This is a genomic window from Wenyingzhuangia sp. IMCC45533 (assembly GCF_054111225.1).
Genome location: NZ_CM134197.1, coordinates 1,810,499 through 1,832,821, shown reverse-complemented (window position 1 = coordinate 1,832,821; position 22,323 = coordinate 1,810,499). Strand labels below are relative to the sequence as shown.

Genomic DNA, 22,323 nt, shown 5'->3' with positions numbered 1-22,323 from the left:
TGTATATTCCTAAATACTTGTTTCTTTGTAGTGAAGTGCAACACAAACCATGATTCATAAAAAGTTTTACATAATTTTTGCTACTCTAATCCTTCTGATGAGTCTCTACTTTATTTTTAGTGTAAATAAAGTTTACCGTGTTGACACTAGAAATTTAAAGACAGACAGTATTCTAAAAGCTACTGACCTAACTTATTCTTTTATTGATAACGAAATCATCGCAAACAAAAAGTTTAAGTCCAAAATTTTAGAAATAGAAGGTACTATAAAAGAGATTTCTTTTAAAAACAATAGACACACAATAATTATATACGGCACTGCCAATGACAATCATGTTATTTGCGATATGAAAAATAATTCCAACCAAAGCATTTCATCTATAGATATTCATAAAAGTATTAAAATTAAAGGCCTTTGTAAAGGTTTCTTAAAAGATGTTATTGTTTTAAACTGTATGGTCATCAACTAAATAAGCTATGTATAAAATTATAATTCCACTACTTTTACTCATTGCGCTCACAGGTTTTAAACCCAAAACCAATAAAGTAATTACCCGACAAGGACAAGTTTCCTTTTTTTCCTATACTACTGCCGAAAATATTGAAGCTAAAAACAATCAGGTTTTGAGTATCCTTGATTTGGATAACAGTCAAATAGCAATCAGTATGCTGATGAATACTTTTGTTTTTAAAAAATCTTTAATGCATGAGCATTTTAACGAAAGTTACATTGAATCCGATTTGTATCCAAAAGCTACATTTGAAGGCAAAATTGTAGATTTTGACATCACTAAAGAGGGTACACAAACAAAAATTATCAAAGGGCAATTAACCATAAGAAATATTACCAAAGATATTGATATCAAAACCAAAATAAACAAGGTAAACGGAATGTATTTCGTTACTGGCAGTTTTAAGATTGCTGTTAAAGATTTTGATATTAAAATCCCATCCATTGTAGCTCCAAATATTGCCAAAGTTATTTCTACTGAATTTAGATTTGAATACCTGCCTTATGAAAAATAATGTAAACCATTTGTTATTATTCTTTTTGTGCATTGGAGTTTATACCAACTCTAATGCACAGACCTTGTTGGAAACGTTGGATAATGAATACCCTAAATCAACACAATACGAGTTGGCTACTTTTAAAACAACACGATTGGCCATTGGGCAATCAGTAGAAAACAGAAAGCAAGGAGTACTACAGTTAATGACAATGCACAGGTTTTGGAACCTTCCTAACTCTAATATTCAAAGTTTTATTGCAGACCGATGGAACGCAAGGTTTGGTTTAGAATATGGAATTTCGGACCGTTTAACCATAGGTGGAGGATGGAGTAGTTTTGAAAAAATTTCTGACACCTATTTAAAATACAGACTTATCCGCCAAATAAAAAACAAAAATAACTCCGTAAGTGTTACTTTATTTCAAAATGCATCTTTTACAGAAAAGGGTTCTACGCTAAATAAATCTGGGAGTTTAGATAACTTAAATAAACGTTTAGCCTATACTTCTCAAGTATTAATTGCACACAAGTTTAATACCAATTTTTCTGCACAAATATCACCTACGTTTGTCCATAAACTAACTCCTAACAACGCAAATCCAAACAACACTTTTGCCCTAGGGATTGGGGGTAGATACAAAGTTAAACCCCATGTATCTTTTGTGTCAGAATATTATTACGTGGCAAATCCGTTAAAATCTGTTGACACCTATGGAGCTTTTGCATTAGGCGTTAATTGGGATGTGAGATTTTTAATACTACAATTTCAAATGACCAACTCATTTAGTATGGTGGAGGATAGGTTTATTACTCAAACTCAAAAGAATTTTAATTTTAAAGACGGTAATTTGTTTTTTGGGTTTAATGCTATTTTTACGATTCATACCCAAAAAAAATAATATTTTAGAGCTATTCCGACTTAAAAAATCACATCAATTTGAGTGAAATTATGTAAATAATTTACACCCAAACTGCGTTTTTTAATTAAGTAGAATTAGATTTACAAATACAATTTTATATCAAACTCAATATAAAATGAAGTCAGAAGAATAAAATTCGGTAGTAATTTTGTGAATTAAGTGAGTTCTTATCACTCTAAATTAAGTATTTAAAAAGCTACATATCCTGTAAAGTATTGTTTTTTTACTTTACTAAAAGTTTCTGGGGCCATTGCTAGATAGTTTGCTAATAGTTTTTGAGGAACCTCAAGCAATAATCTATTTGAGTTTGGGTCAGTATCCATAAAAATTCTAAATCTATCTGCGGCATTTTTATGTTGTAACAATAAAGTTCTGTTTTCTCTATTTACAAAAATCTGTTCTATAGACTTCATATAAACAAAGCACCATAAGTATTCTTTCATCAACTTCTCAAAATCAATCTTTTTGAAATAAACTAAGATTACATCAGTAATAGCTTCTTGTATTTCATCAGAAGGGCTCTCATTCGCGTAACTTTTCAAGCTGTTAAAAGCCATTCCTTGTAACTTAACGTCTACTGTATGAACACCTTCGTTCATAATCACATATTGATGAACAATTCCTTTTTTTACAAAGTTTATATTGGCTTCTACATTTGTTTCTTTAAGAATTAACTCTCCTTTTTTATATTTTTTTTCATGTAAAATATTATCTAATGGCTGAAACTGATCTTTGGTAATCCCGAATTGTTTCTGTAAAATTTCATATAAAAAAGTATTCATATATAGAGTGTTTAACAAAATAAATGAGGAATAATAAACTTTTTTAAGCTACAAAACAAAGATACCTAAAAATAAAGCAATTATATTTTAAGGATTTAAAATAAACCTGATTTTTTTATCTTCTAAAGATTCTATTTTCTCCATATTTTCTGCACTAATAACCCCTGTTAGAGTTACAGACTTAAAGCCAACCTCTGCATTATTAATAAAACCATCTAGCAATCTTCCTATCTGATCTTCTTTCATACTAGAAATAGCAATAGTATTAAAGGAAGTGGAACTAGACAAATTAAGATTCTCTATTTCTGTTTTAGAATTAACCGAAAAAAGTCTAAACGTTGACAAACCTCCAAAGTCAACCTCTTCCACACTATTTCCAATGATTGTTATATCACTAGTAATATTACTATTTATTTTACTAAACACAACACTACTCAATTCATTATTATTTACAGCCAACATTTTTATGGTTCCTTCAAGATTAGGAAAATTTAATGCCTTTAATACCGGATTACCAGTTATGTTATAAACCGGAGCTCTTGCCTCTAATTCCGGAAAATCTTTAATCCCTACTTTCTTAAACTTAGGAAGTAATATTTCTTCAAGTAATTCATTTTCCATGATAATTAATGGTCCTGACATATATTCTATTTCAGGACACGATAATGAGGATATTCTTGAACGTAAGAGACGAATTGATGTTAATTCTGATAATGAATCAAAGTTCATTTTCTCTAAAGCTAAATTATCAGAAAAATCTAGTGACCCATTCATAAATTCAAGTTTTTCTGCATTTATTTCCCTTAAACTCTCATTATCTCTTACTTGAAGCCCTCCAAAATCAATGCTCTTTAAATTTGGTAATGAAAAAGCTAAAAGACTATTACATGAGAACAAAGTTATTCTTCCTACCGAATTTTTCAGATTATCTAGATTAATCGTTTCTAAAAGTGATAATCTTGAAATGGATATAGCACTCGATTCAGATAAGTTTCTTAAATCTACGGTTTTAAGAACATCACTATTAGAAATAGTTATGTTGTTAAATACTTCATTCAAATCCGGAAATGCGATACTTTCTAATTTTTCGTTTCTTGAAACTAGAATACTTACAGCTTTTTCTAACCCTTTGACGTTTAAAGTGGTTAGATTTTTTGTGTTTTGAACTAAAATGGTATTGGTGTTTCTTCCAATATCATTTTTAATCATTTCAGCTGCTTGTTCGTTGGTAATATCCCCACTAAAAACAACAGTTGATAATCCTTCTGAAATTAATTCTGTAGTACTGATAGTACGATCTTTACTGCACGAGATTATAAGCACAGAAACACACATCACATATAAAGACTTTATATAAAGTTTCATCATCATCTTTTTTTTTTGATGTGTAAATTTAAAACAAGCAACGTCAAGTTTTCTTAAGTTAAATTAAGAAATTGATTCTTGTCATTTTCGTTAAATTCAAAGAAGATATTTTATTTTATTCAAAAAACTGAAGGAGATTAATAAATATATTAGTGTAATTAGAAATCAAAAAAGCCTCATCGAAAATTCGATGAGGCTTTGTACTCAAGATGGGACTTGAACCCATACGGGCATTTCTGCCCACTGGATTTTAAGTCCAGCGTGTCTACCAATTCCACCACTTGAGCGTGTGTAAACTAATGCTTTAAAAAACTTTGTACTCAAGATGGGACTTGAACCCATACGGGCATTTCTGCCCACTGGATTTTAAGTCCAGCGTGTCTACCAATTCCACCACTTGAGCATTCAGTTTACACTAAATATTTGGTATATAAATATCTTAAATTAAGAGCTTTTACATTCTTACAAATGCGAGTGCAAATATATAAGTTATTAATGTTCCCCAAAAACTTTTTTTGCTTTTTTTTAAAATTATTTTTACCCTCCCTAAAATCAATTAAATACAAATAATAAATTAATTTGTAAGTTCAATTTCCACATTAATTTAATCCCTATCTTTGCAAAAATTTAGAATCAAATACTAAATGTCAAATTCTGATAATTCTTTAGAAAGTAAAAACTCTTTTTTAGGAGATTTTAAACAGCTTACTAAGTTTGGACTTTCTTTAAGTGTTGTTTTTTCTGCTATTGCGGGTTATTTGTTGGCTATAGATACTATTAATTACACAACCGTTACGCTCCTAGGGATTGGTGGTTATTTAATGGTAGGAGCTTCAAATGCATTTAATCAAATTATAGAGAAAGACGTGGATAAGTTGATGAAGCGTACTCAAGACAGACCTCTACCTACAGGAAGATACAACACTACTACTGCAATGATTATTGCCGTTAGTTTTACTGTAATTGGCTTGAGTATTTTGTACATCATCAACGAAAAAACAGCCCTTTTCGGAGCCATATCCATATTTTTATATACTTGTGCTTACACACCGCTCAAAGGGATTACTCCTTTGGCCGTTTTTATAGGGGCTTTTCCTGGTGCTATTCCGTTTATGCTGGGGTGGGTTGCTGCAACGGACCAATTTGGTATAGAAGCTGGAATTTTATTTATGATTCAATTTTTTTGGCAATTCCCTCATTTTTGGGCCATAGGCTGGTTAGGTCACGATGAATATTTAAAAGCGGGATACAATTTACTTCCAATGGGAAGAAGAGACCGAAAAGCAGTCGTTCAAATTATTATATACACTATCATGTTATTATTTGCTTCTATTATTCCCGTGTTTGGAAAAACTGGAGCCTTATATATCTATCCTACTACTGCCTTAATTATATTTTTGTGCGGATGTGTTATTCTTTATTATGCCATTCAATTGTACAAAGATTTGAGTAGAGATACTGCTAAAAAATTGATGCTAGCGAGTGTTTTTTATATTACAGCTATCCAAATTATTTACATCATAGATAAATTCCTTCATTAATATGAACAATACCATAAACGTAGATCAAGAGTTAAAAACAGGAAGAAAAAAAGCCGCAAAACCCATGCTATGGATATCATTAGTGAGTATGACTATGATGTTTGCGGGTTTGGTGAGTGCTTATGTAATTAGTAGTAACAGAGAAGATTGGGTTTCTTTTGATTTGCCCCCTGCATTGGTCACAAGTACAATATTTATTGTTATTAGTAGTATTACCGTACAACTAGCCGTGTTTTTTGGTAAGAAAGATAAAAAAAGTGCAACATCTGTTTTTTTGATCACCACCTTATTGTTAGCAATAGCTTTTGTTGTTTCTCAGTTTAGCGGATTTAACGAATTAAAAGAATCAGGATTATTTTTTACAGGACCCAAGAGTTTAATCTCTTCTTCCATGTTAATGGTAATTGTATTTGCCCACTTATTACATATTTTTGTAGCCATCATTGTTTTGGTTGTAATGCTGGTTAAACAATTATTAGGTAAATATAACAATGGCAACACTTTAGGACTCGAATTAGGTAGTATTTTCTGGCACTTTTTAGATTTACTATGGATTATACTATTTTTATTCTTTTATTTTAATACTTAATCTAAATTTATAAATTTGCCATTCGAAAGAAAACGGAACTAAACAATAACAACAATAACACTTATGAAAGCAACAACTGCTGATCAGAACACAAACGTATGGGAAGGTGGAGCTACTAGACCTATGGGTGCTAGTTATGGAAAAATGATGATGTGGTTCTTCATTTTGTCTGATGCCTTAACTTTTGCAGGATTTTTAGCTGCTTACGGATTTACTCGTTACAAATTCATAGATATCTGGCCAATTGCAGATGAAGTATTTACTCACTTTCCGTTTTTTCACGGAACGTACCCAATGTACTACGTTGCATTAATGACGTTTATTTTAATATTCTCGTCTGTAACTATGGTATTGGCGGTTGATGCTGGTCATCAAATGAAAAAAAACAAAGTAATTGCTTACATGTTTTTAACAATTATTGGTGGTTTTGTCTTTGTAGGTTCTCAGGCATGGGAATGGAAAAACTTTATCAACGGTGAGTTTGGAGCTGTTCAGTTACAAGATGGTAAAATTATTCAATTTGTAAATCAAGAGGGAAAACAAATTGCTTTAGAAGATTTTGCAACTCCTGATAATACACAAGTAGAACACACCCGTGAAAACGGTTTGTGGTTTGAAAAAGGAGAAACTACTTATGAATATACAACCAACGGAATTATTGAGTCTTTCAAGAAAAACCCAGAAGTTGGAATTCGTTTAGAAAAGATAAACCCAGAGACAAAGCAAAAAATTGTAATCTTAGACAAAGCAGAAGCTTTAAAGTTTTTAGAAAAGTCTACGAGAGTGGTAAGAGGAGCAAATTTAGAAGTGAATGAATATGGTTCTAGCCAATTTGCAGATTTCTTTTTCTTTATCACAGGATTTCACGGATTTCACGTTTGTTCTGGTATCATACTAAACATTATCATTTTTATGAACGTGTTATTGGGTACTTACGAAAGAAGAGGACATTACGAAATGGTAGAAAAAGTTGGTTTATACTGGCACTTTGTAGATTTAGTTTGGGTATTTGTATTTACATTCTTCTACTTAGTTTAATTTTAAAAAAAAGGCAAAAGCATAATTATATTATGGGACAACACGAATCAAACACTAAATTAATCTGGAAAGTATTCGGATTCTTATCATTAGTAACTATTATAGAGGTAATTTTAGGTATTATTAAACCTCACAGTTTACATTACACAAATGTTTTAGGTACTTCTATCTTAAACTGGATTTTTATTATTCTAACCATTGTTAAAGCAGCGGGTATTATGTGGTATTTTATGCACCTAAACCACGAGCGTAAAAACTTTGTGAATTCTATCATCATTCCATTAATGATTTTGATTCCTTACTTAGTAACATTACTATTAATTGAAGGAACCTATGTACACAACACATTAGCACCTTTTATTAACTGGAAATACTAATTCAAAAGAATTACTAAATAACATAAAAAAAGGTGGATGATATATCCACCTTTTTTAGTATCCAAAACTTATATATTATGAACAAAAAAATCATATTATCACTTCTGTTTTTTGGGCCTTTAGCTTTTTTTATATTTCTATCGCTAGGAGAAGTAAATTTTAAACCTTGCGAAGTATATAAAACCGATGTAGTAGATGTTGCCGAATTTAACAAGAGTAATATCTCTTTTAAGGACAACATCAACGTCATTACATTTTTAGGAAACAAACCCAACAAAATGGAAACTCAGGTATTTAACATCAACGAAGTTGTTTTTAAAAAATTGGCGAAATACAAAAAGTTTCAACTCATCTCTTTTTATCATTCCAACACCTCGGAAATCAATATCATAAAATCTAGATTAGAAAAAACAGCAGGTGACAAATTTTCTAAATGGCACTTTATCAACCTAGACTCTCTTCAAACTAATAAAATTTACAATTCGTTAAAAGCAGATGAAACATTAAATAGTAATTTAGCGTCTGACAAAGCTTTTATTATAGACAAGAAAAATCAGCAAAGAGGTAGAACAGATGATGATAAAATGGGTGAACAGGTGTACGCTTACGATATGTTATCGGTAAACGATTTAAAAAACAAACTATTAACAGATACTGAAAATGTTTTTTACGAACAAGAAGTATCTACTACCTCCAGAAAAGAAAGATTAGGAAAAGATGAAAAATAAGCCATTCTCTTATATAGGTATTGCCTTTATTATATTGCTATTTGGTGTGTTTGTAGTAAGAAACTACAAACATCATATGAGCCCTAGAAACACAAGGCTAAATCATGTTGCTGAAAAACTTCCAGCATCTAGCGGACTGGAATATTTGGTAATTAATAACAAGGCTAAAAAAATGCCTGAATTCAACTTTACCAATCAAAATAATCAGATGATTAGTAACATTGATTACAAGGGTAAAGTTTTTGTAGTTGAATTTTTCTTTACCACATGCCCTACTATTTGTCCGGTAATGAATAAAAACATGCTTACGCTTGAAAAAGATTACGGACATAGAGATGATTTTGGTATTGCCTCTTTTACTATTAATCCTAGTATAGATACTCCTATAAAACTCAAAAAATACGCAGAAGATTATGGTGTGACTAGCCTAAACTGGCATTTTTTAACTGGAGACAGAGAAGTACTACATCAAATGGCTAACAAGGGTTTAAATATTTTTGCAGGTATCAACCCAAATGTGGCAGGTGGTTTTGAGCATCAAGGTTTTTTTGCTTTGGTAGATAAAAACGGATATTTGAGGTCCCGAAAAGATCCATACGGAAATCCAAAAATTTTCTACCAAGGCTTAGATATCAAAGAAGTCGACTTGTTGAGAGAAGATATTAAATTACTATTAGAAGAATAACAAAATGGAAACAACTAGAAACTATAAAAAATTAATCACCATTTTATCTATCGCAATCCCAGTTGCTGTAGCAGTATTGTTTGGAGTTAAAATAGATATTGAATTGCCCATTTTTTTACCTCCTATTTATGCAACAGTAAATGGTATTACAGCGCTGCTTTTGGTGGCTGCTGTAGTAGCTATAAAGAAGGGGAACATCAAGGTTCATGAAACTTTTATCAAATCAGCTTTGGTTTGTTCTGCTTTATTTTTAGTGATGTATGTGTTGTATCACATGACTAGTGACTCTACAAAATTTGGAGGAGAAGGATTTATAAAATACGTCTACTACTTTATTTTAATTTCACATATTATCCTTTCTATTGGAGTAATTCCATTAGTCTTAACAACCTTTGTGAGAGGATTGAATAGAGAAGATGAGAAACACAGAAAAATAGCTAAAATCACGTTTCCCATATGGTTGTATGTAGCCGTTACGGGAGTAATTGTTTATGTAATGATTAACCCATATTATTAAAATGATAAAGTTACCATTCACATCTATTTTTTTCTTTTTTTTACTGAGCGTAAACAGCTACAGCCAATGTGCTATGTGCAAGGCCGTAGTAGAAAACGGAGATAGTAGCCTAGCAAAAGGTTTAAACGATGGAATTGTTACTTTAATGATTATACCTTATATTTTGGTTGCCCTTGTAGCTTTTGCTATTTGGAGATACTACAAAAAAAACAAGTAAATATGTCAGTAAGAGCCAAAAAACACCTAGGTCAACACTTTTTAACCGATGAAAGTATTGCCCAACAAATTGCTGATATATTGTCAGAAAAAGGATATCAAAACGTTTTAGAAATAGGTCCTGGAATGGGGGTGATGACCAAGTATCTTCTAGAAAAAAACTATACTACTCACGTGGTAGAAATAGATGATGAATCCGTAGAATACCTACAAGCCAACTATCTACATTTAGGTCCAAGAATATACAATACTGATTTTTTAAAGGTAAATCTCAACGAATTATTCAAAGGAGAACAATACGCTATTATTGGTAATTTTCCTTATAATATATCCACTCAAATAGTTTTTAAAACAATAGAGAATAGAGACTTAATTCCAGAATTCGGAGGAATGTTCCAAAAAGAAGTGGCGGAAAGAATATGCGCGCAACCAGGGAGCAAAATTTATGGAATTACTTCTGTATTAACCCAAGCGTATTACGATACCGAATATTTATTTACAGTGCCTCCTAGCGTGTTTAACCCTCCTCCAAGAGTAGATTCTGGAGTGATGTTTATGAGGCGTAAAGAGAACTTAACTTTGAGTGTTGCCGACAAACTTTTTAAGCACGTCGTAAAAACGGCTTTTAATCAACGAAGAAAAATGCTGCGTAGTAGTCTAAAAAGTTTAAATCTATCAGATAATTTACGAGCCCAAGAATTATTTAGCAAAAGACCTGAACAAATTTCGGTACAAGGTTTTATTGAACTAACATCATTAATAGAAAAAGATGAAATTTCAAATCAATAAAGAATTTACAGCGCATGTATCTAATCTTGTAGAAAGAGAAGATACTCTTCAGATTATTGAAATTTTCAAAGATATTCACTATGCCGATTTAGCTGAATTTTTTGAGGAAGTCTCTTCAGAAACCGCTATCTATATTATTAAAACACTTGACACAGATAAGACTTCTGATGCCATTGTTGAACTTGATGAAGATGTTAGGGAAGCTATCTTAAAAGGACTTTCTTCTGATGAAATTGCTAAGGAGGTGGACGAACTAGATTCTGATGATGCAGCTGATGTTCTCTCGGAACTTTCTGAAGATCAAAAAGAGGAAGTTATCTCCAAAATTGAAGATGTTGAGCATGCCAAAGACATTGTAGATCTTTTGCGTTATGATGAAAATACGGCTGGAGGATTAATGGGTAAAGAGTTGATAAAAGTAAAGCAACACTGGACCAATATGCGAGGTATTAAAGAAATGCGTTTGCAGGCCGAAGAAGTCGAAAAAGTTTACACCGTTTATGTGGTCGACGAAAATGATGTTTTAAAAGGTAGACTTTCTTTAAAAAGCTTATTGACTACTTCTACCAAAACCTTAGTCAACGATATTTATTCCCCTTCTATCACCTCTGTAAAAGTGGATGACAAAGCAGAAGATGTTGCCAAAGTAATGCAAAAATATGATTTGGTAGTGGTAGCTGTTGTTGATGAAATGCAGCGTTTGGTAGGTCAAATTACCATTGATGATGTGGTAGATATTATTATAGACGAAGCCAAGGAGGATTACCAAATGGCTGCCGGAATTACTGATGATGTTGAGGCTAGTGATTCTATTTTGGAATTAACCAGAGCCAGGCTTCCCTGGCTGGTACTAGGACTTTTTGGAGGTTTGGGAGCTGCAGCTATTATGGGCGGTTTTGAAGAGACTTTAAGCACTTTTCCTATCCTATTCTTTTTTACACCTTTAATTGCTGCCATGGCGGGTAATGTTGGAGTTCAGTCCTCTGCCATTATCGTGCAAGGTTTAGCCAACGACAATATAAAAGGAAGCCTCTGGGACAGACTTTTAAAAGAAGTGGGATTGAGTTTAATCAACGGAATTGTATTGGGCTGTCTAGTGATGGGATACGGATTTATTCAGAATTTTGAAATATTAACCAGCGTTACCATCGCTATCTCTTTAGTAATTGTGATTATTATTGCAGCTCTGATTGGTACTTTTGTGCCTATCATACTCCATAAGAGAGGTATTGACCCTGCCTTGGCTACTGGACCATTCATTACAACTAGCAATGATATTTTTGGAATCTTTATCTACTTTATGATTGCTAAAATGATTTTGCCTATTTAGTTCTCGATACATTTACTTTGCTACGCTCCATAAACACTCGAACTGACAATAAACCTCCTGTCACTATGAGTGATTCTTAGAATACAATTGAAAGAATTGTATCGAGAAGTTGACTTATAAGTACCATTTTTAACGCTTGCTATTACGTTGTACCTTGTAAATAAACTTAACTGACGTGAGTTCGATTTAACTTATACCGATATTAGGTGAAAAATCTTGAATTTTAATACTAGGCCTTTTATCAAGAAACGAATAAGCGGTTAATCCTGCAATCAAGTTGCCTAAAAAGTTATCGAAAGATCGGTGTCTTGAATGTTCTATTTGACATATATTTTTTAAGACATCATTTACAGATTCTATAATAGCTCTTTTTCTTAGGTATACTTTATCCATAAATCCATAGCTTTCTTTTTCATATTTTTCCTTAGTTTGGTGACTAGGTGAATACCATCTACAAACATTTTATCAAATAAATCCTTTCCTAAATAACCTTTATCACCATATATTTTTCCAAATAATTTATTGTGAAAACTTTTATTTTTTAAGGGACATCGATCATCAACATTGGATTTAATAATCAGAAAATCAACAACTTAACCTTCATTATTGCAGATTAGATCTAGTTTAAATCCGTAGAACCAACCTAAAGTTTCATAGCTTTTCTCGGCGATACCTTTAAACACTCTGTGTTGTTTTTCTCTCTTGCAATGGCATACTTTCAAAGCTGTAGAATCAATGAAAGAAATACCAGAGCAGTCTCCTAATTCAAACATTTTAAGATAAACAGCTAAAGCTTGTATCACTTTTTTTGTAGTTCAACAAATCAATTATAAGAAACTAATTCGGGGAAGAAATCCCTCATATGTTTACAAACATAATACAGATAGAAATGCTTTAGGTTACGATGCGATTTTAGATGAAAAATGACCATAATAGTCATCACTTCGCTTTTAGTCATTTTAGACTTTCTGTTTCGTTTTTAGGTTGTGATAGATCAGGAATACTATTTTTTGCTAAAATAGCCTTGAATTCTTTCATAAAGTCGTCTAGTTTACAGAAAATTTCAATAATTTTAATGTCAGAAATCATGAGCAGAATAAATTTAGTTTATTGGAATTCAGTACTTTAATTTACTAAATATTCTGCTTTTTTCACCTAAAATATTACCGTTTCTTAAGTGAACTCACATTAATAATGTATCTGGTTTCACATAATTTATTTCTTTTTCGCTACAACAATTCTCTCAACGCATTTATAAACACGTCAATGTCTGCTTTGGTGACATTTAATGGTGGTAATATTCTTAACAAATTTTTATTCATAGCACCACCCGTAAAAATTTTATAATCGTAGATCAATTTTTTTCTTAGCTCGGCCACTTCATAGGTCAACTCCAAACCTAACATCAATCCTTCTCCCTTTAATTGTTTTACGTTTGGTAGGTTAGAGACTTGCTCTTTAAAATACGTATTTATTTCTGTTACATTTTGCATCAGGTTTTCTTCTTTCATCACATCTAGCACAGCAATTCCCGCCGCACAAGCCAGATGAGAACCTCCAAAAGTAGTTCCTAACATTCCATACCAAGAGGCAATTGATTTGTGAATTAACACTCCTCCTATGGGAAATCCGTTCCCCATTCCTTTTGCCATTGGAATGATATCTGCAACAACTCCATGATGTTGATGTGCAAAGAATTTACCAGAACGTCCGTAACCAGACTGAACCTCATCTAAAATTAGGCAAACATTGTTATCTGTGGTAATTTTTCTTAATTCTTGTAAAAATTCAGTAGTGGGCATATCTAATCCTCCTACACCCTGTATGGGCTCTACAATTACAGAGGAAACATCTCCTTTAGCTATTTCAGCTTCTACTGATTCAATATCATTTAGTGATAAAATAGTTACAGGATTGTGCGCATTGATGGGAGCTATAATCTTCGGATTGTCCGTAATTGAAACAGCTCCAGAAGTACGACCGTGAAAACCGTTTTTAAAAGCAATAATTCTTGATTTTTGATTATGAAAAGATGCTACTTTAATCGCATTTTCATTAGCTTCTGCTCCTGTAGAACAGAAAAACAATTCGTAATCGTCTCCGCAACCCGATAATTCTCCTAATTTATCTGCTAACTCTTGTTGTAAAGGGTTTTGGATGGCATTAGAGTAAAAACCTATATTGCTCAACTGGTTTTCTAGGGCACTCTTATATTTTGGATGTGTATGACCTATAGAGATCACTCCGTGACCTCCATATAAATCTAAATACTTATCTCCTTTATCATCCCAAACATAAGCCCCTTTTGCTTTTACAGGAGTTACGTTATATAATGGGTATACGTCAAATAATTTCATTTTTTTTGGTTTTAGCCTTTAGTACATGACTATTGGCAGTTTATCATCTCGACTCCACTCGATGACCTTGTAAACACCACAATGTGGTTAAAATCCACTTCCTTTTAAATTCAATCCTAAAGTTTCCTCAAAACCAAACATTAAATTCATATTCTGAATGGCTTGTCCTGAAGCTCCCTTTAATAAATTATCTATAGCAGCATAAATCAATATTTGATTTCCGTGTTTAATCAAAGAAATCGCACATTTATTGGTATTCACTACTTGTTTCATATTCACAGGGGCATCAGTAATGTGTACAAAAGGTGCATCTGCATAATAGTTTGTAAAAATCTTTTTTGCTTCTTCTAAAGTACCTTCAAATTCTGTGTAAACAGAAGCAAAAATACCTCTACTAAAGTTTCCTCTGTTGGGTATAAACAATAACTCCCCAGCCTTAGCACCTTGCAGAGCTTCTAAAGTTTCTCCTATTTCTCCTAAATGCTGATGCGTAAAAGGTTTGTAAACAGAGAAATTATTATCACGCCAAGGAAAATGAGAAGTAGCACTTGGAGATACTCCGGCCCCTGTTGCCCCTGTTGTTGCATTGATATGTATGGTATTCTGTAATTTTTTAGCTGCAGCTAAAGGCAATAATGCAAACTGAATACAAGTAGCAAAACAACCAGGGTTTGCTATGTAATTTGCTTTTTTAATCGCTTCTCTACTCACTTCTGGCAATCCGTACACAAAATCTTTTCCTTCAAAAGTTGCATCATCATTTAATCTAAAGTCGTTGCTTAAGTCAATAATTTTAGTGGCTTTAGAAAAAGTATTGTTTTGTAAAAACGCGGTTGAGTTTCCATGACCTAAACATAAAAACAATACATCTACTTCTGGATTGATAGTATCTGTAAAGCTTTGTTCAGTATCACCTAACAAATCTGCGTGTACTTTATACAATTTATTTCCTGCATTAGAAGTACTGTATACAAAATCAAGCGTTAATTCTGGATGATTTACAATCAACCTAATTAATTCTCCTGCTGTGTAACCTGCTCCTCCTACTATTCCTGCTTTAATCATATTGTTTTGGCTTTTGGCCTTCTAGCCCATGGCTATTGGCTATTATTAATGTTTGTATAGACTAATAGCTTAATGCTAAAAGTCAATAACAAACTATGCATCTAACAAATCTTTATTTACGTGATAAAATATTTTGTTTTGCATTCCGTATATTTTGATAAACCCTTTGGCATCTTGAGAAGACCAAGCGTTGTTCTCTTCTCCATAATCTGCAAACCCTGAAGCCATTAAATCGTACTCAGAATTAATCCCTGTAACCACAAAATGATAAGGTCGTAACGTTACATAAACATCTCCTGAAACTGTTTTTTGAGAATCTTCTAAAAATTGCTCTATATTTCTCATCAACGGCTCTAAATACTGTCCGTCATGGAAAAATGTCCCGTAAGTCGTTGCCAAACCTTCTTTGGTTAGTTGTTGCGCTTTAGATAGGGTGTGTTTTTCTAATAAGTGATGCGCTTTAATGATAACCGTTGCAGCAGCAGCCTCAAAACCAACACGTCCTTTAATTCCAACAATCGTATCTCCAACATGAATATCTCTACCGATGGCAAACTGAGTAGCAACATCCTCTAACTTTAAAATGTTATTCACAGGAGTGTCTTTTACGCCGTTAAAGGCCACTAACTGTCCTTTGTCAAAAGTTAAAGTCACCTCTTCCTCGTCATTTCGTTGTAATTGACTTGGATAAGCTTCACTTGGTAAAGCTTTTTGAGATTTTAAAGTTTCTACACCTCCCACAGAAGTTCCCCAAATACCTTTATTGATAGAGTATTTAGATTTTTCCCAGTTCATATCTACTCCATGTTTTTTTAAGTATTCGATCTCTTCTTGACGAGCCAATTTTAAATCTCGTATAGGAGTAATAATTTCTATTTCTGGAGCAATAGTTTGAAAAATCATATCAAAACGAACCTGATCGTTACCAGCTCCTGTAGAACCATGTGCAATATATTTTGCTCCTAAAGACTTTGCATATTTTACAACTTCAATAGACTGAAAAACACGCTCTGCAGATACTGACAATGGATACGTATTGTTTTTTAACACATTACCATACACCATGTATTTAATTGCTTTATCGTAATACTGCTCAATAATATCTTTATTAGCATGAGAAGTTACTCCCATTTCGTAAGCTTTTCTCTCTACAACTTCTAGTTCTTCTTTAGTGAAACCACCAGTGTTTACTAATACAGAATGTACTTCCAGCTTTAATTCATTAATTAAATATTTTACACAGTAAGAAGTATCTAAACCTCCACTATATGCCAATACTACCTTGTCCATGATATTTATATTGCTTGCAGTTAAACAACTACAGATTATACGATTAATTACAGTCCGCAAAAATACAGAATGTTAGTGAGATAATAAAGTAGAGTTTGTATTTACTCGTTAAGTAGAAAAAATCGTAATATTATTTTTTCTTCGAGAATTTTACGATAACATAAAAGAGGATATTACTGGCTAAGCAGTTCTTTATCTATTTTTTTCTAAAGAATTTGGCTTTGAGCTTTGATAGTTTGCTTTTAAACTCAAAACTAGGCTCTTTCAGCTTCTCTTTTTTTACAGGAACTTCTTTAGGATCGTGAAGCATTCCTGTACACAAACACATTTTGCGCTCGTTACGCATCAAGATGTCGTAATTTTTACAAGATTTACACCCGTTCCAAAACGCATCATCTTGCGTCAATTCAGAAAAAGTAACGGGTTTGTACCCTAATTCGTAGTTAATCTTCATCACTGCCAAACCTGTGGTAATTCCAAAAATCTTGGCATCTGGGTATTTTTTTTTGGAGTGCTCAAAAACTTTTGATTTGATTTTTTTTGCCAATCCTTGATTTCTATAATCTGGATGTACAATTAAACCTGAATGAACTACGTAAGATTTATTTTCCCAAGTTTCTATATAACAAAAACCAGCAAACTTGTCTCCGTCTAATGCGATAACAGCATCTCCACTTTCTAACTTTTTTTCTATGTACTCTGGAGTTCGTTTAGCAATACCTGTCCCTCTTACTTTCGCAGAACTTTCAATAGTATCACATATAATGTTAGCGTATTTAAAGTGAGATTTGTTAGCAGATATAATTTTCATTATTGTGTTGTTAAAATTTTAAGTGTCGAATTAGTGATTATAATTGAAATGATTTGAATACTCTGAAATTACAGACTATTCCCTAATTCGTCGCTTATGGATAAACACAAAAGCAGTATCGCAAGTAGCACTACTTGGATTTGATGAAAACAATATTTTAACTGCCTGATGCATAGTTACAAAAAATAGGCTGCAAAAATACAATTATAAATTTATATAGAGAAAATATTCTTTTAAAAAGAAAATCGCTGTTGAGTAACCAGCTCAACAGCGAAAAATAATCAACATGAATATAATTAACGAAATTAATTATGAAACAATGATTTTAACAAAACAAAATCCATCTATTACCAATATACTCAAATATAATAATATTTTTTATGAAATTGATAAAAAATAAATCATAAAATTATTTATTTCATAAAATCACTATCTATTCTACCAAAAATTTCTTTGATTCTATTAGCATCTATATTGTATTTCATATCAATGTCCTGATCTTTAGGAAATTGTTCAACCATAATGGTTTGCGAAGGAAAAGCAAAGTCCACTCCTAGCTCAGCAGCCAGTTTTATAATTGCTATATGCAATCTGTGTTTAGAAGATTGTTCTACTCCCCATTCTAAAGATAAAAAATAGGTATTTAGTAGTATTTCTAATGCAGAATCTGCAAAACCAGTAAATTCTACATTGTAAGATCTTGTAAGGGTTTCTGGATGAGTTTCAATAATTTTTCTAACACCCACTACAAATGCTTCAATCAATTCAGGTGGAGTATCATATCTTATTCCTAATTTGGTTTGATATCTTCTATACTGTCTCAGTCCTTTATTATTAATCACAATCTCCGATAACTTGCTGTTAGGAATGGTAAAAATAGAAGTGTCTACTGCTCTTATTCTTGTTGATCTAAAACCTACCTCTTCCACAGTACCTTCTACACCTCCTCCTTCTATCCAATCACCAATTTGAAATGGCTTGTCTAGAAAAATCATGAATGTTCCAATCAAATTCTTAACAGTGTCTTGTGATGCCAATGCCACTGCCAAACCTCCTATAGAAGCACCTGCAATTACCGTTGTGGTATTCACTCCAAAAATGGTTAACATCTTTAAAACTCCTACAAAAACAACCACTACTTTTAACAATCTACTCAAAATAGGTGCTAACTGGTCATCCAACTTACTGTCTGTTTTTGCCGTGTACGAGACATAAACTTCTATAACCACGCTTACAACTTCAAGAAAAACATAAATCCATAGGACTATTTGTCCTATTTCTAGTCCTTTGATTAAAAAAGAATTGACATCTATGTTAAATTGTAGAACGGGGACATAGATTTCTATCAAGTAAAAAACGATAAGCAGCGCTGAGGGTCTCGACACTTTATCTAAAGTTTTACTCAACGAGTCGTGAGCAAAACGCATAAAGAAATTTTCTATCTTTTTTAGAGTAAAGAATATCACTTTGTTAAGTATCCAGAACATCACGGTTCCAAGTATCACAAAAATGATAACTCCCAAATATTGCCACAATTCAATTCCTAAAACTTTTTTATGACCTACGCTTGGAATGATGCTTTTTATAAATTCTGTTCCTACGGGAAAAACTTTTCTGTATATCTTATTGATTTTACTACTAGTCTCGTTACTGTAGTACCATTTGTTATTTATTTTTTCCAAGTACACCTCTGGCAATTGACTTGGGAACAATACGTATTGATCCCTAATTTCATAAGTGGAAATCGTGTCTCTATGCTTAGGATTTGTTGGCAGAGCCCCCATATCAACCTTTAAACCTTTACCATCTAAAATTTGCTTTATTTTGATGGCTATTTTTTGAGCTTCTTTATCTTCTCTCCCATGAATAACTTTAGCAGCTTTATTAGCATCGTAACTTTCTGGCTGTAAAAAATGTAGATGTGTAAAAATTGTATGGTAGGGACTAGATAAATTTACTTCCTTGTTTTTTTCTTGACCATAAAAAAGGTGAGTCAGCAAAAGAAAAATTAACAGTATCTTTTTCATCTTATTCGTTTAGTTGTTTCGTAATCTTTTTCAAAAATAGCCTATTCGTAGGATAGTATGAATTTTATTTTTTGCCAATAAAAAAAGCTCTCAATATTAAATACTGAGAGCTTCAAACTAACTAATTTTTTAATCAATTATCCATCATATGATTAAAACTAGCTACTAAATTCAATCCGTAATAGTAGCCAATCTTTAGACTTTCCTTTAGGTAAAAGGTTTAAACCATAAAAATTATCTTCTTCTTTTAGGCTTCTTTCTTCTATGCGATGCTTGCTTTTTATTGCTATCACCTCCAACTTGCTTATCTCTATCTAACACACTTACAAAGCCATCTTGATTTCTTTTCCCTCTAGTAGGTTTAGATTTTTTCTTTTTGATTCCCTTGGGAACATCTACAGCATCATCAAACGTATTTTTAGGCTTAAAATCTTTTTTGTAACCGTCATTACTTCCTCTAGACAACAGTTTATTTAACAAATCGTGTCTTCCTATTTTGGTTAACGATTTGCGTATCCAAGCTTGATTTTCTTTTTTGTACCAAAAGAAAAATCTGTGTTGCTCCTCTTTTTCTTTAGCAGTTTTTGGTGTATCCATTTTCTCTAAAGTGTATGGATGATATCCACTATAATAAATCACCGTAGCAACAGTCATCGGTGTAGGTGTAAATCCCTGTACCTGCTCTAACTGAAATCCCATGTCCTTAGTTTCTGCAGCCATGTTTGCCATGTCCTCTAAATCTGATTGTGGATGGCTAGAGATAAAATACGGAATCAATTGTAAATTTAATTTTTTACGGAGATTGATTTTATCGAACAACTTTTTAAAGTCGTGAAAGTTAGAAAAAGAGGGCTTTCTCATCAACTTTAAAACCTTATCAGAAGTATGTTCTGGTGCTACTTTTAATCGTCCAGATACGTGGTGTGTAATTACTTCTTCTGTATAATCCTCTAATTCTTTTGGGTCTGCATTTTTATTAAAATCCGGCACTAACATATCGTAACGAATACCAGAACCAATAAATGATTTTTTTACTTTAGGGTGTTTGTCTACAGACTGATAAATATCTGTTAAAGGAGCATGAGAAGTATCTAAGTTAGAACATATAACTGGATTGATACAAGAGGGAGCTACACACTTATCACATATTTCTTGAACCTTTCCTTTCATTTGATACATGTTTGCAGAAGGTCCTCCAATATCAGAAAGATATCCTTTAAAATCTTTCATATTTGCCACTTGATCTACCTCTTTTAAAATAGACTCTTTACTTCTACTCGCTATAAATTTCCCTTGATGCGCTGAAATGGTGCAAAAACTACACCCTCCAAAACACCCTCTGTGTGTATTAATGGAAAATTTAATCATTTCAAAGGCAGGAATAGGTCCACGCTTATTGTACTTTGGATGTGGTAAACGCGTATAAGGTAAATCAAAAGAAGCATCAATTTCCTTCTCCAACATGGTTGGGTATGGCGGATTGATGACTAAAACCTCATCTCCTACATCTTGTAAAATTCTACCTCCATAAGTTTTATTGGACTCTTGTTCTATGGTTTTAAAATTGGCTGCGAACGTTTTTTTATCTGCCAGACATGCTTCGTGGGAGCTTAGTCTTTTATCTGTCCAATTTTTATTTTTTTGTAAAGACTCGCTCTTAGGCTGTAAATAAGCCGTTTGTTTAATGGTTTTAAGAGAACTAAACGGAACTCCTTTTTGCATTAGAGTAACAATTTCCTTTAGAGGTTGTTCGCCCATTCCATAAACTAAAATATCTGCTCCAGATTCTTTTAAAATACTAGGCTTTAACTTGTCAGACCAATAATCATAATGCGTTACACGTCTCAAAGAGGCTTCTATTCCACCAATTAAAATAGGGGTATCCGGAAATTTTTCCTTTAGTATTTTGCTGTAAACGGTAGTTGCATAATCTGGTCTAAAACCTATATCTCCATTAGGAGTATAAGCATCTTTATCTCTTTTACGCTTACTCGCTGTATAGTTACTTACCATAGAATCCATCACACCCGATGTAACTCCAAAAAACAATTTTGGTTGTCCAAGTTTGGTAAAGTCTTGTAAGTTATCCGTAACACTGGGTTGTGGCACAATGGCAACTCGCAATCCGTAACTCTCTAATAAGCGACCAATAACGGCAGGTCCAAACGAGGGATGATCTACGTAGGCATCTCCACTAAATAGAATCACATCTAATTCATCCCATCCTCTAACCTTGCATTCTTTCTTAGTAGTTGGTAGCCAGCTTGATAATCTTAACTCTTGTTCCATAAGGCAAAGATACAGGTAAAAAGTTAAACGGTTGTTGATAAAACTAAACCTTACTTATTCATATTGATTAAAAAAGTTTATCGACGTCAAAACTTTTTTTAATTCTAAAGGTCTAACTATAAAGTTCTTAATTATAAAACCCAACACTTATGAAAAAATTATTATTATTTGCCGTTATGTTTATTGGTTTGTCTATCAATGCTCAAAAAAAGCAGACTCAAAGACCAGATTTTACCGTTGAGCAAAAAGTTCAGCTAATGATTAAAAAAATGTCAATTCATTTAGATTTGGAAGCCCATCAAATAAATAAAATTAAACCCCTCATTACAGCCAAAATAAATAAAATGGATGCTTTAAAAGAGGAACATAAAGCAAGCAAAAAACAGCTAACTAGTGATGAAAAATTTGAGTTAGCTATGAATAAACTGGAAGATGAGGCCAAACTTTATCAACAAATGGGTAAAATATTAAGCAATAAACAATTTGAGACTTGGAAAATAATGCACGCAAAACACGGTAACAAAAGAAAAGGTTCACACAAAAAAAGCAAACATTGTTCACAAGTATAAATTAAATAAGAGCTGCTATTTCAACTAAA

General features: G+C 32.5%; 22 protein-coding genes, 2 tRNA genes and 1 pseudogene. 14 read left to right on the top strand and 11 right to left on the bottom strand.

Annotation, left to right across the window (positions count from 1 at the left end; translation table 11 throughout):
• Positions 1 to 49: 49 nt before the first annotated feature.
• Genes ACXGQW_RS08050 through ACXGQW_RS08040 form a run of 3 tightly spaced genes read left to right on the top strand, consistent with a single transcriptional unit; the run spans position 50 to position 1,908 of the window.
• Positions 50 to 469, top strand: coding sequence for an OB-fold protein (locus ACXGQW_RS08050; protein WP_457821787.1), 420 nt, complete (start codon positions 50 to 52; stop codon positions 467 to 469).
• 7 nt (positions 470 to 476) lie between these two features.
• Positions 477 to 1,025, top strand: a complete 549-nt coding sequence (locus ACXGQW_RS08045; protein WP_457821785.1) for a YceI family protein — start codon at positions 477 to 479, stop codon at positions 1,023 to 1,025.
• Positions 1,015 to 1,908, top strand: coding sequence for a DUF5777 family beta-barrel protein (locus tag ACXGQW_RS08040; protein WP_457821783.1), 894 nt, complete (start codon positions 1,015 to 1,017; stop codon positions 1,906 to 1,908). The genes ACXGQW_RS08045 and ACXGQW_RS08040 overlap by 11 nt, the downstream gene beginning before the upstream one ends.
• A 209-nt stretch (positions 1,909 to 2,117) precedes the next feature.
• Here the strand turns inward: ACXGQW_RS08040 and ACXGQW_RS08035 are convergent, their stop codons facing one another.
• From ACXGQW_RS08035 to ACXGQW_RS08020, 4 genes are all read right to left on the bottom strand, one after another.
• Positions 2,118 to 2,711, bottom strand: coding sequence for a Crp/Fnr family transcriptional regulator (locus ACXGQW_RS08035; RefSeq protein WP_457821781.1), 594 nt, complete (start codon positions 2,709 to 2,711; stop codon positions 2,118 to 2,120).
• Positions 2,712 to 2,798: 87 nt separating this feature from the next.
• A complete protein-coding gene (locus tag ACXGQW_RS08030; RefSeq protein ID WP_457821779.1) occupies positions 2,799 to 4,076 on the bottom strand; it encodes a hypothetical protein in 1,278 nt (425 codons plus the stop codon).
• Positions 4,077 to 4,277: 201 nt separating this feature from the next.
• Positions 4,278 to 4,363, bottom strand: a tRNA-Leu gene (locus ACXGQW_RS08025).
• 30 nt (positions 4,364 to 4,393) lie between these two features.
• Positions 4,394 to 4,479 (bottom strand) — tRNA-Leu (locus tag ACXGQW_RS08020).
• Positions 4,480 to 4,720: 241 nt separating this feature from the next.
• Between ACXGQW_RS08020 and cyoE the strand changes: the two genes are divergently transcribed.
• The 10 genes from cyoE to mgtE all read left to right on the top strand — a co-directional run bounded on the left by cyoE (position 4,721) and on the right by mgtE (position 11,886).
• Positions 4,721 to 5,617 carry a heme o synthase gene (cyoE, locus tag ACXGQW_RS08015; protein ID WP_457821777.1) on the top strand — a complete coding sequence of 299 codons (897 nt, stop codon included), beginning with the start codon at positions 4,721 to 4,723 and terminating at the stop codon, positions 5,615 to 5,617.
• A 1-nt stretch (position 5,618) separates the two neighbouring features.
• Positions 5,619 to 6,206, top strand: a complete 588-nt coding sequence (locus ACXGQW_RS08010; protein ID WP_457821775.1) for a cytochrome c oxidase subunit 3 — start codon at positions 5,619 to 5,621, stop codon at positions 6,204 to 6,206.
• A 63-nt stretch (positions 6,207 to 6,269) separates the two neighbouring features.
• A complete protein-coding gene (locus ACXGQW_RS08005) occupies positions 6,270 to 7,244 on the top strand; it encodes a cytochrome c oxidase subunit 3 (RefSeq protein ID WP_457821773.1) in 975 nt (324 codons plus the stop codon).
• Positions 7,245 to 7,276: 32 nt separating this feature from the next.
• Positions 7,277 to 7,621: a cytochrome C oxidase subunit IV family protein gene (locus tag ACXGQW_RS08000; RefSeq protein WP_457821771.1), complete on the top strand. Its 345-nt coding sequence runs from the start codon at positions 7,277 to 7,279 to the stop codon at positions 7,619 to 7,621.
• A 77-nt stretch (positions 7,622 to 7,698) separates the two neighbouring features.
• Entirely contained in the window at positions 7,699 to 8,349 is a 651-nt protein-coding gene (locus ACXGQW_RS07995; protein ID WP_457821769.1) for a hypothetical protein, read from the top strand.
• Positions 8,339 to 9,034, top strand: coding sequence for an SCO family protein (locus ACXGQW_RS07990; protein ID WP_457821767.1), 696 nt, complete (start codon positions 8,339 to 8,341; stop codon positions 9,032 to 9,034). The genes ACXGQW_RS07995 and ACXGQW_RS07990 overlap by 11 nt, the downstream gene beginning before the upstream one ends.
• Before the next feature lie 4 nt (positions 9,035 to 9,038).
• Positions 9,039 to 9,551, top strand: coding sequence for a DUF420 domain-containing protein (locus tag ACXGQW_RS07985; protein WP_457821765.1), 513 nt, complete (start codon positions 9,039 to 9,041; stop codon positions 9,549 to 9,551).
• Between the two features lie 73 nt (positions 9,552 to 9,624).
• On the top strand, positions 9,625 to 9,768 hold the full coding sequence (locus ACXGQW_RS07980; protein ID WP_457821763.1) for a hypothetical protein: 144 nt from the start codon (positions 9,625 to 9,627) through the stop codon (positions 9,766 to 9,768).
• Positions 9,769 to 9,770: 2 nt separating this feature from the next.
• Complete coding sequence (gene rsmA / locus ACXGQW_RS07975) at positions 9,771 to 10,556, top strand: 16S rRNA (adenine(1518)-N(6)/adenine(1519)-N(6))-dimethyltransferase RsmA (RefSeq protein ID WP_457821761.1); 786 nt, start codon at positions 9,771 to 9,773, stop codon at positions 10,554 to 10,556.
• The gene (gene mgtE / locus ACXGQW_RS07970; RefSeq protein ID WP_457821759.1) at positions 10,537 to 11,886 is read left to right on the top strand and encodes a magnesium transporter; all 1,350 of its coding nucleotides are present in this window, start codon (positions 10,537 to 10,539) and stop codon (positions 11,884 to 11,886) included. Before rsmA ends, mgtE begins: the two co-directional genes overlap by 20 nt.
• A gap of 186 nt (positions 11,887 to 12,072) precedes the next feature.
• On the opposite strand, the pseudogene ACXGQW_RS07965 reads toward mgtE, so the two are convergent.
• The 7 genes and pseudogenes from ACXGQW_RS07965 to ACXGQW_RS07935 form a co-directional block, all read right to left on the bottom strand.
• Positions 12,073 to 12,659: pseudogene (locus tag ACXGQW_RS07965) on the bottom strand (IS982 family transposase).
• A gap of 456 nt (positions 12,660 to 13,115) precedes the next feature.
• Positions 13,116 to 14,243 (bottom strand): aspartate aminotransferase family protein, encoded by a 1,128-nt coding sequence (locus tag ACXGQW_RS07960; RefSeq protein WP_457821757.1) that lies wholly within the window; start codon positions 14,241 to 14,243, stop codon positions 13,116 to 13,118.
• A gap of 87 nt (positions 14,244 to 14,330) precedes the next feature.
• Positions 14,331 to 15,308 carry an N-acetyl-gamma-glutamyl-phosphate reductase gene (gene argC / locus ACXGQW_RS07955; protein ID WP_457821755.1) on the bottom strand — a complete coding sequence of 326 codons (978 nt, stop codon included), beginning with the start codon at positions 15,306 to 15,308 and terminating at the stop codon, positions 14,331 to 14,333.
• A 93-nt stretch (positions 15,309 to 15,401) separates the two neighbouring features.
• Positions 15,402 to 16,598, bottom strand: a complete 1,197-nt coding sequence (locus ACXGQW_RS07950; RefSeq protein WP_457821753.1) for an argininosuccinate synthase — start codon at positions 16,596 to 16,598, stop codon at positions 15,402 to 15,404.
• Between the two features lie 196 nt (positions 16,599 to 16,794).
• Complete coding sequence (locus ACXGQW_RS07945) at positions 16,795 to 17,409, bottom strand: GNAT family N-acetyltransferase (RefSeq protein WP_457821751.1); 615 nt, start codon at positions 17,407 to 17,409, stop codon at positions 16,795 to 16,797.
• A gap of 413 nt (positions 17,410 to 17,822) precedes the next feature.
• Entirely contained in the window at positions 17,823 to 19,436 is a 1,614-nt protein-coding gene (locus ACXGQW_RS07940) for a mechanosensitive ion channel family protein (RefSeq protein WP_457821749.1), read from the bottom strand.
• Between the two features lie 234 nt (positions 19,437 to 19,670).
• Positions 19,671 to 21,725, bottom strand: a complete 2,055-nt coding sequence (locus ACXGQW_RS07935; RefSeq protein WP_457821747.1) for a YgiQ family radical SAM protein — start codon at positions 21,723 to 21,725, stop codon at positions 19,671 to 19,673.
• A 149-nt stretch (positions 21,726 to 21,874) separates the two neighbouring features.
• Between ACXGQW_RS07935 and ACXGQW_RS07930 the strand changes: the two genes are divergently transcribed.
• Positions 21,875 to 22,294, top strand: coding sequence for a hypothetical protein (locus ACXGQW_RS07930; RefSeq protein ID WP_457821745.1), 420 nt, complete (start codon positions 21,875 to 21,877; stop codon positions 22,292 to 22,294).
• Positions 22,295 to 22,323 lie beyond the last annotated feature (29 nt).

Coding starts and splice junctions, on each gene's coding strand:
- ACXGQW_RS08050 (WP_457821787.1), top strand. CDS start 50: ATGATTCATAAAAAGTTTTACATAATTTTTGCTACTCTAATCCTTCTG.
- ACXGQW_RS08045 (WP_457821785.1), top strand. CDS start 477: ATGTATAAAATTATAATTCCACTACTTTTACTCATTGCGCTCACAGGT.
- ACXGQW_RS08040 (WP_457821783.1), top strand. CDS start 1,015: ATGAAAAATAATGTAAACCATTTGTTATTATTCTTTTTGTGCATTGGA.
- ACXGQW_RS08035 (WP_457821781.1), bottom strand. CDS start 2,711: ATGAATACTTTTTTATATGAAATTTTACAGAAACAATTCGGGATTACC.
- ACXGQW_RS08030 (WP_457821779.1), bottom strand. CDS start 4,076: ATGAAACTTTATATAAAGTCTTTATATGTGATGTGTGTTTCTGTGCTT.
- cyoE (WP_457821777.1), top strand. CDS start 4,721: ATGTCAAATTCTGATAATTCTTTAGAAAGTAAAAACTCTTTTTTAGGA.
- ACXGQW_RS08010 (WP_457821775.1), top strand. CDS start 5,619: ATGAACAATACCATAAACGTAGATCAAGAGTTAAAAACAGGAAGAAAA.
- ACXGQW_RS08005 (WP_457821773.1), top strand. CDS start 6,270: ATGAAAGCAACAACTGCTGATCAGAACACAAACGTATGGGAAGGTGGA.
- ACXGQW_RS08000 (WP_457821771.1), top strand. CDS start 7,277: ATGGGACAACACGAATCAAACACTAAATTAATCTGGAAAGTATTCGGA.
- ACXGQW_RS07995 (WP_457821769.1), top strand. CDS start 7,699: ATGAACAAAAAAATCATATTATCACTTCTGTTTTTTGGGCCTTTAGCT.
- ACXGQW_RS07990 (WP_457821767.1), top strand. CDS start 8,339: ATGAAAAATAAGCCATTCTCTTATATAGGTATTGCCTTTATTATATTG.
- ACXGQW_RS07985 (WP_457821765.1), top strand. CDS start 9,039: ATGGAAACAACTAGAAACTATAAAAAATTAATCACCATTTTATCTATC.
- ACXGQW_RS07980 (WP_457821763.1), top strand. CDS start 9,625: ATGTGCAAGGCCGTAGTAGAAAACGGAGATAGTAGCCTAGCAAAAGGT.
- rsmA (WP_457821761.1), top strand. CDS start 9,771: ATGTCAGTAAGAGCCAAAAAACACCTAGGTCAACACTTTTTAACCGAT.
- mgtE (WP_457821759.1), top strand. CDS start 10,537: ATGAAATTTCAAATCAATAAAGAATTTACAGCGCATGTATCTAATCTT.
- ACXGQW_RS07960 (WP_457821757.1), bottom strand. CDS start 14,243: ATGAAATTATTTGACGTATACCCATTATATAACGTAACTCCTGTAAAA.
- argC (WP_457821755.1), bottom strand. CDS start 15,308: ATGATTAAAGCAGGAATAGTAGGAGGAGCAGGTTACACAGCAGGAGAA.
- ACXGQW_RS07950 (WP_457821753.1), bottom strand. CDS start 16,598: ATGGACAAGGTAGTATTGGCATATAGTGGAGGTTTAGATACTTCTTAC.
- ACXGQW_RS07945 (WP_457821751.1), bottom strand. CDS start 17,409: ATGAAAATTATATCTGCTAACAAATCTCACTTTAAATACGCTAACATT.
- ACXGQW_RS07940 (WP_457821749.1), bottom strand. CDS start 19,436: ATGAAAAAGATACTGTTAATTTTTCTTTTGCTGACTCACCTTTTTTAT.
- ACXGQW_RS07935 (WP_457821747.1), bottom strand. CDS start 21,725: ATGGAACAAGAGTTAAGATTATCAAGCTGGCTACCAACTACTAAGAAA.
- ACXGQW_RS07930 (WP_457821745.1), top strand. CDS start 21,875: ATGAAAAAATTATTATTATTTGCCGTTATGTTTATTGGTTTGTCTATC.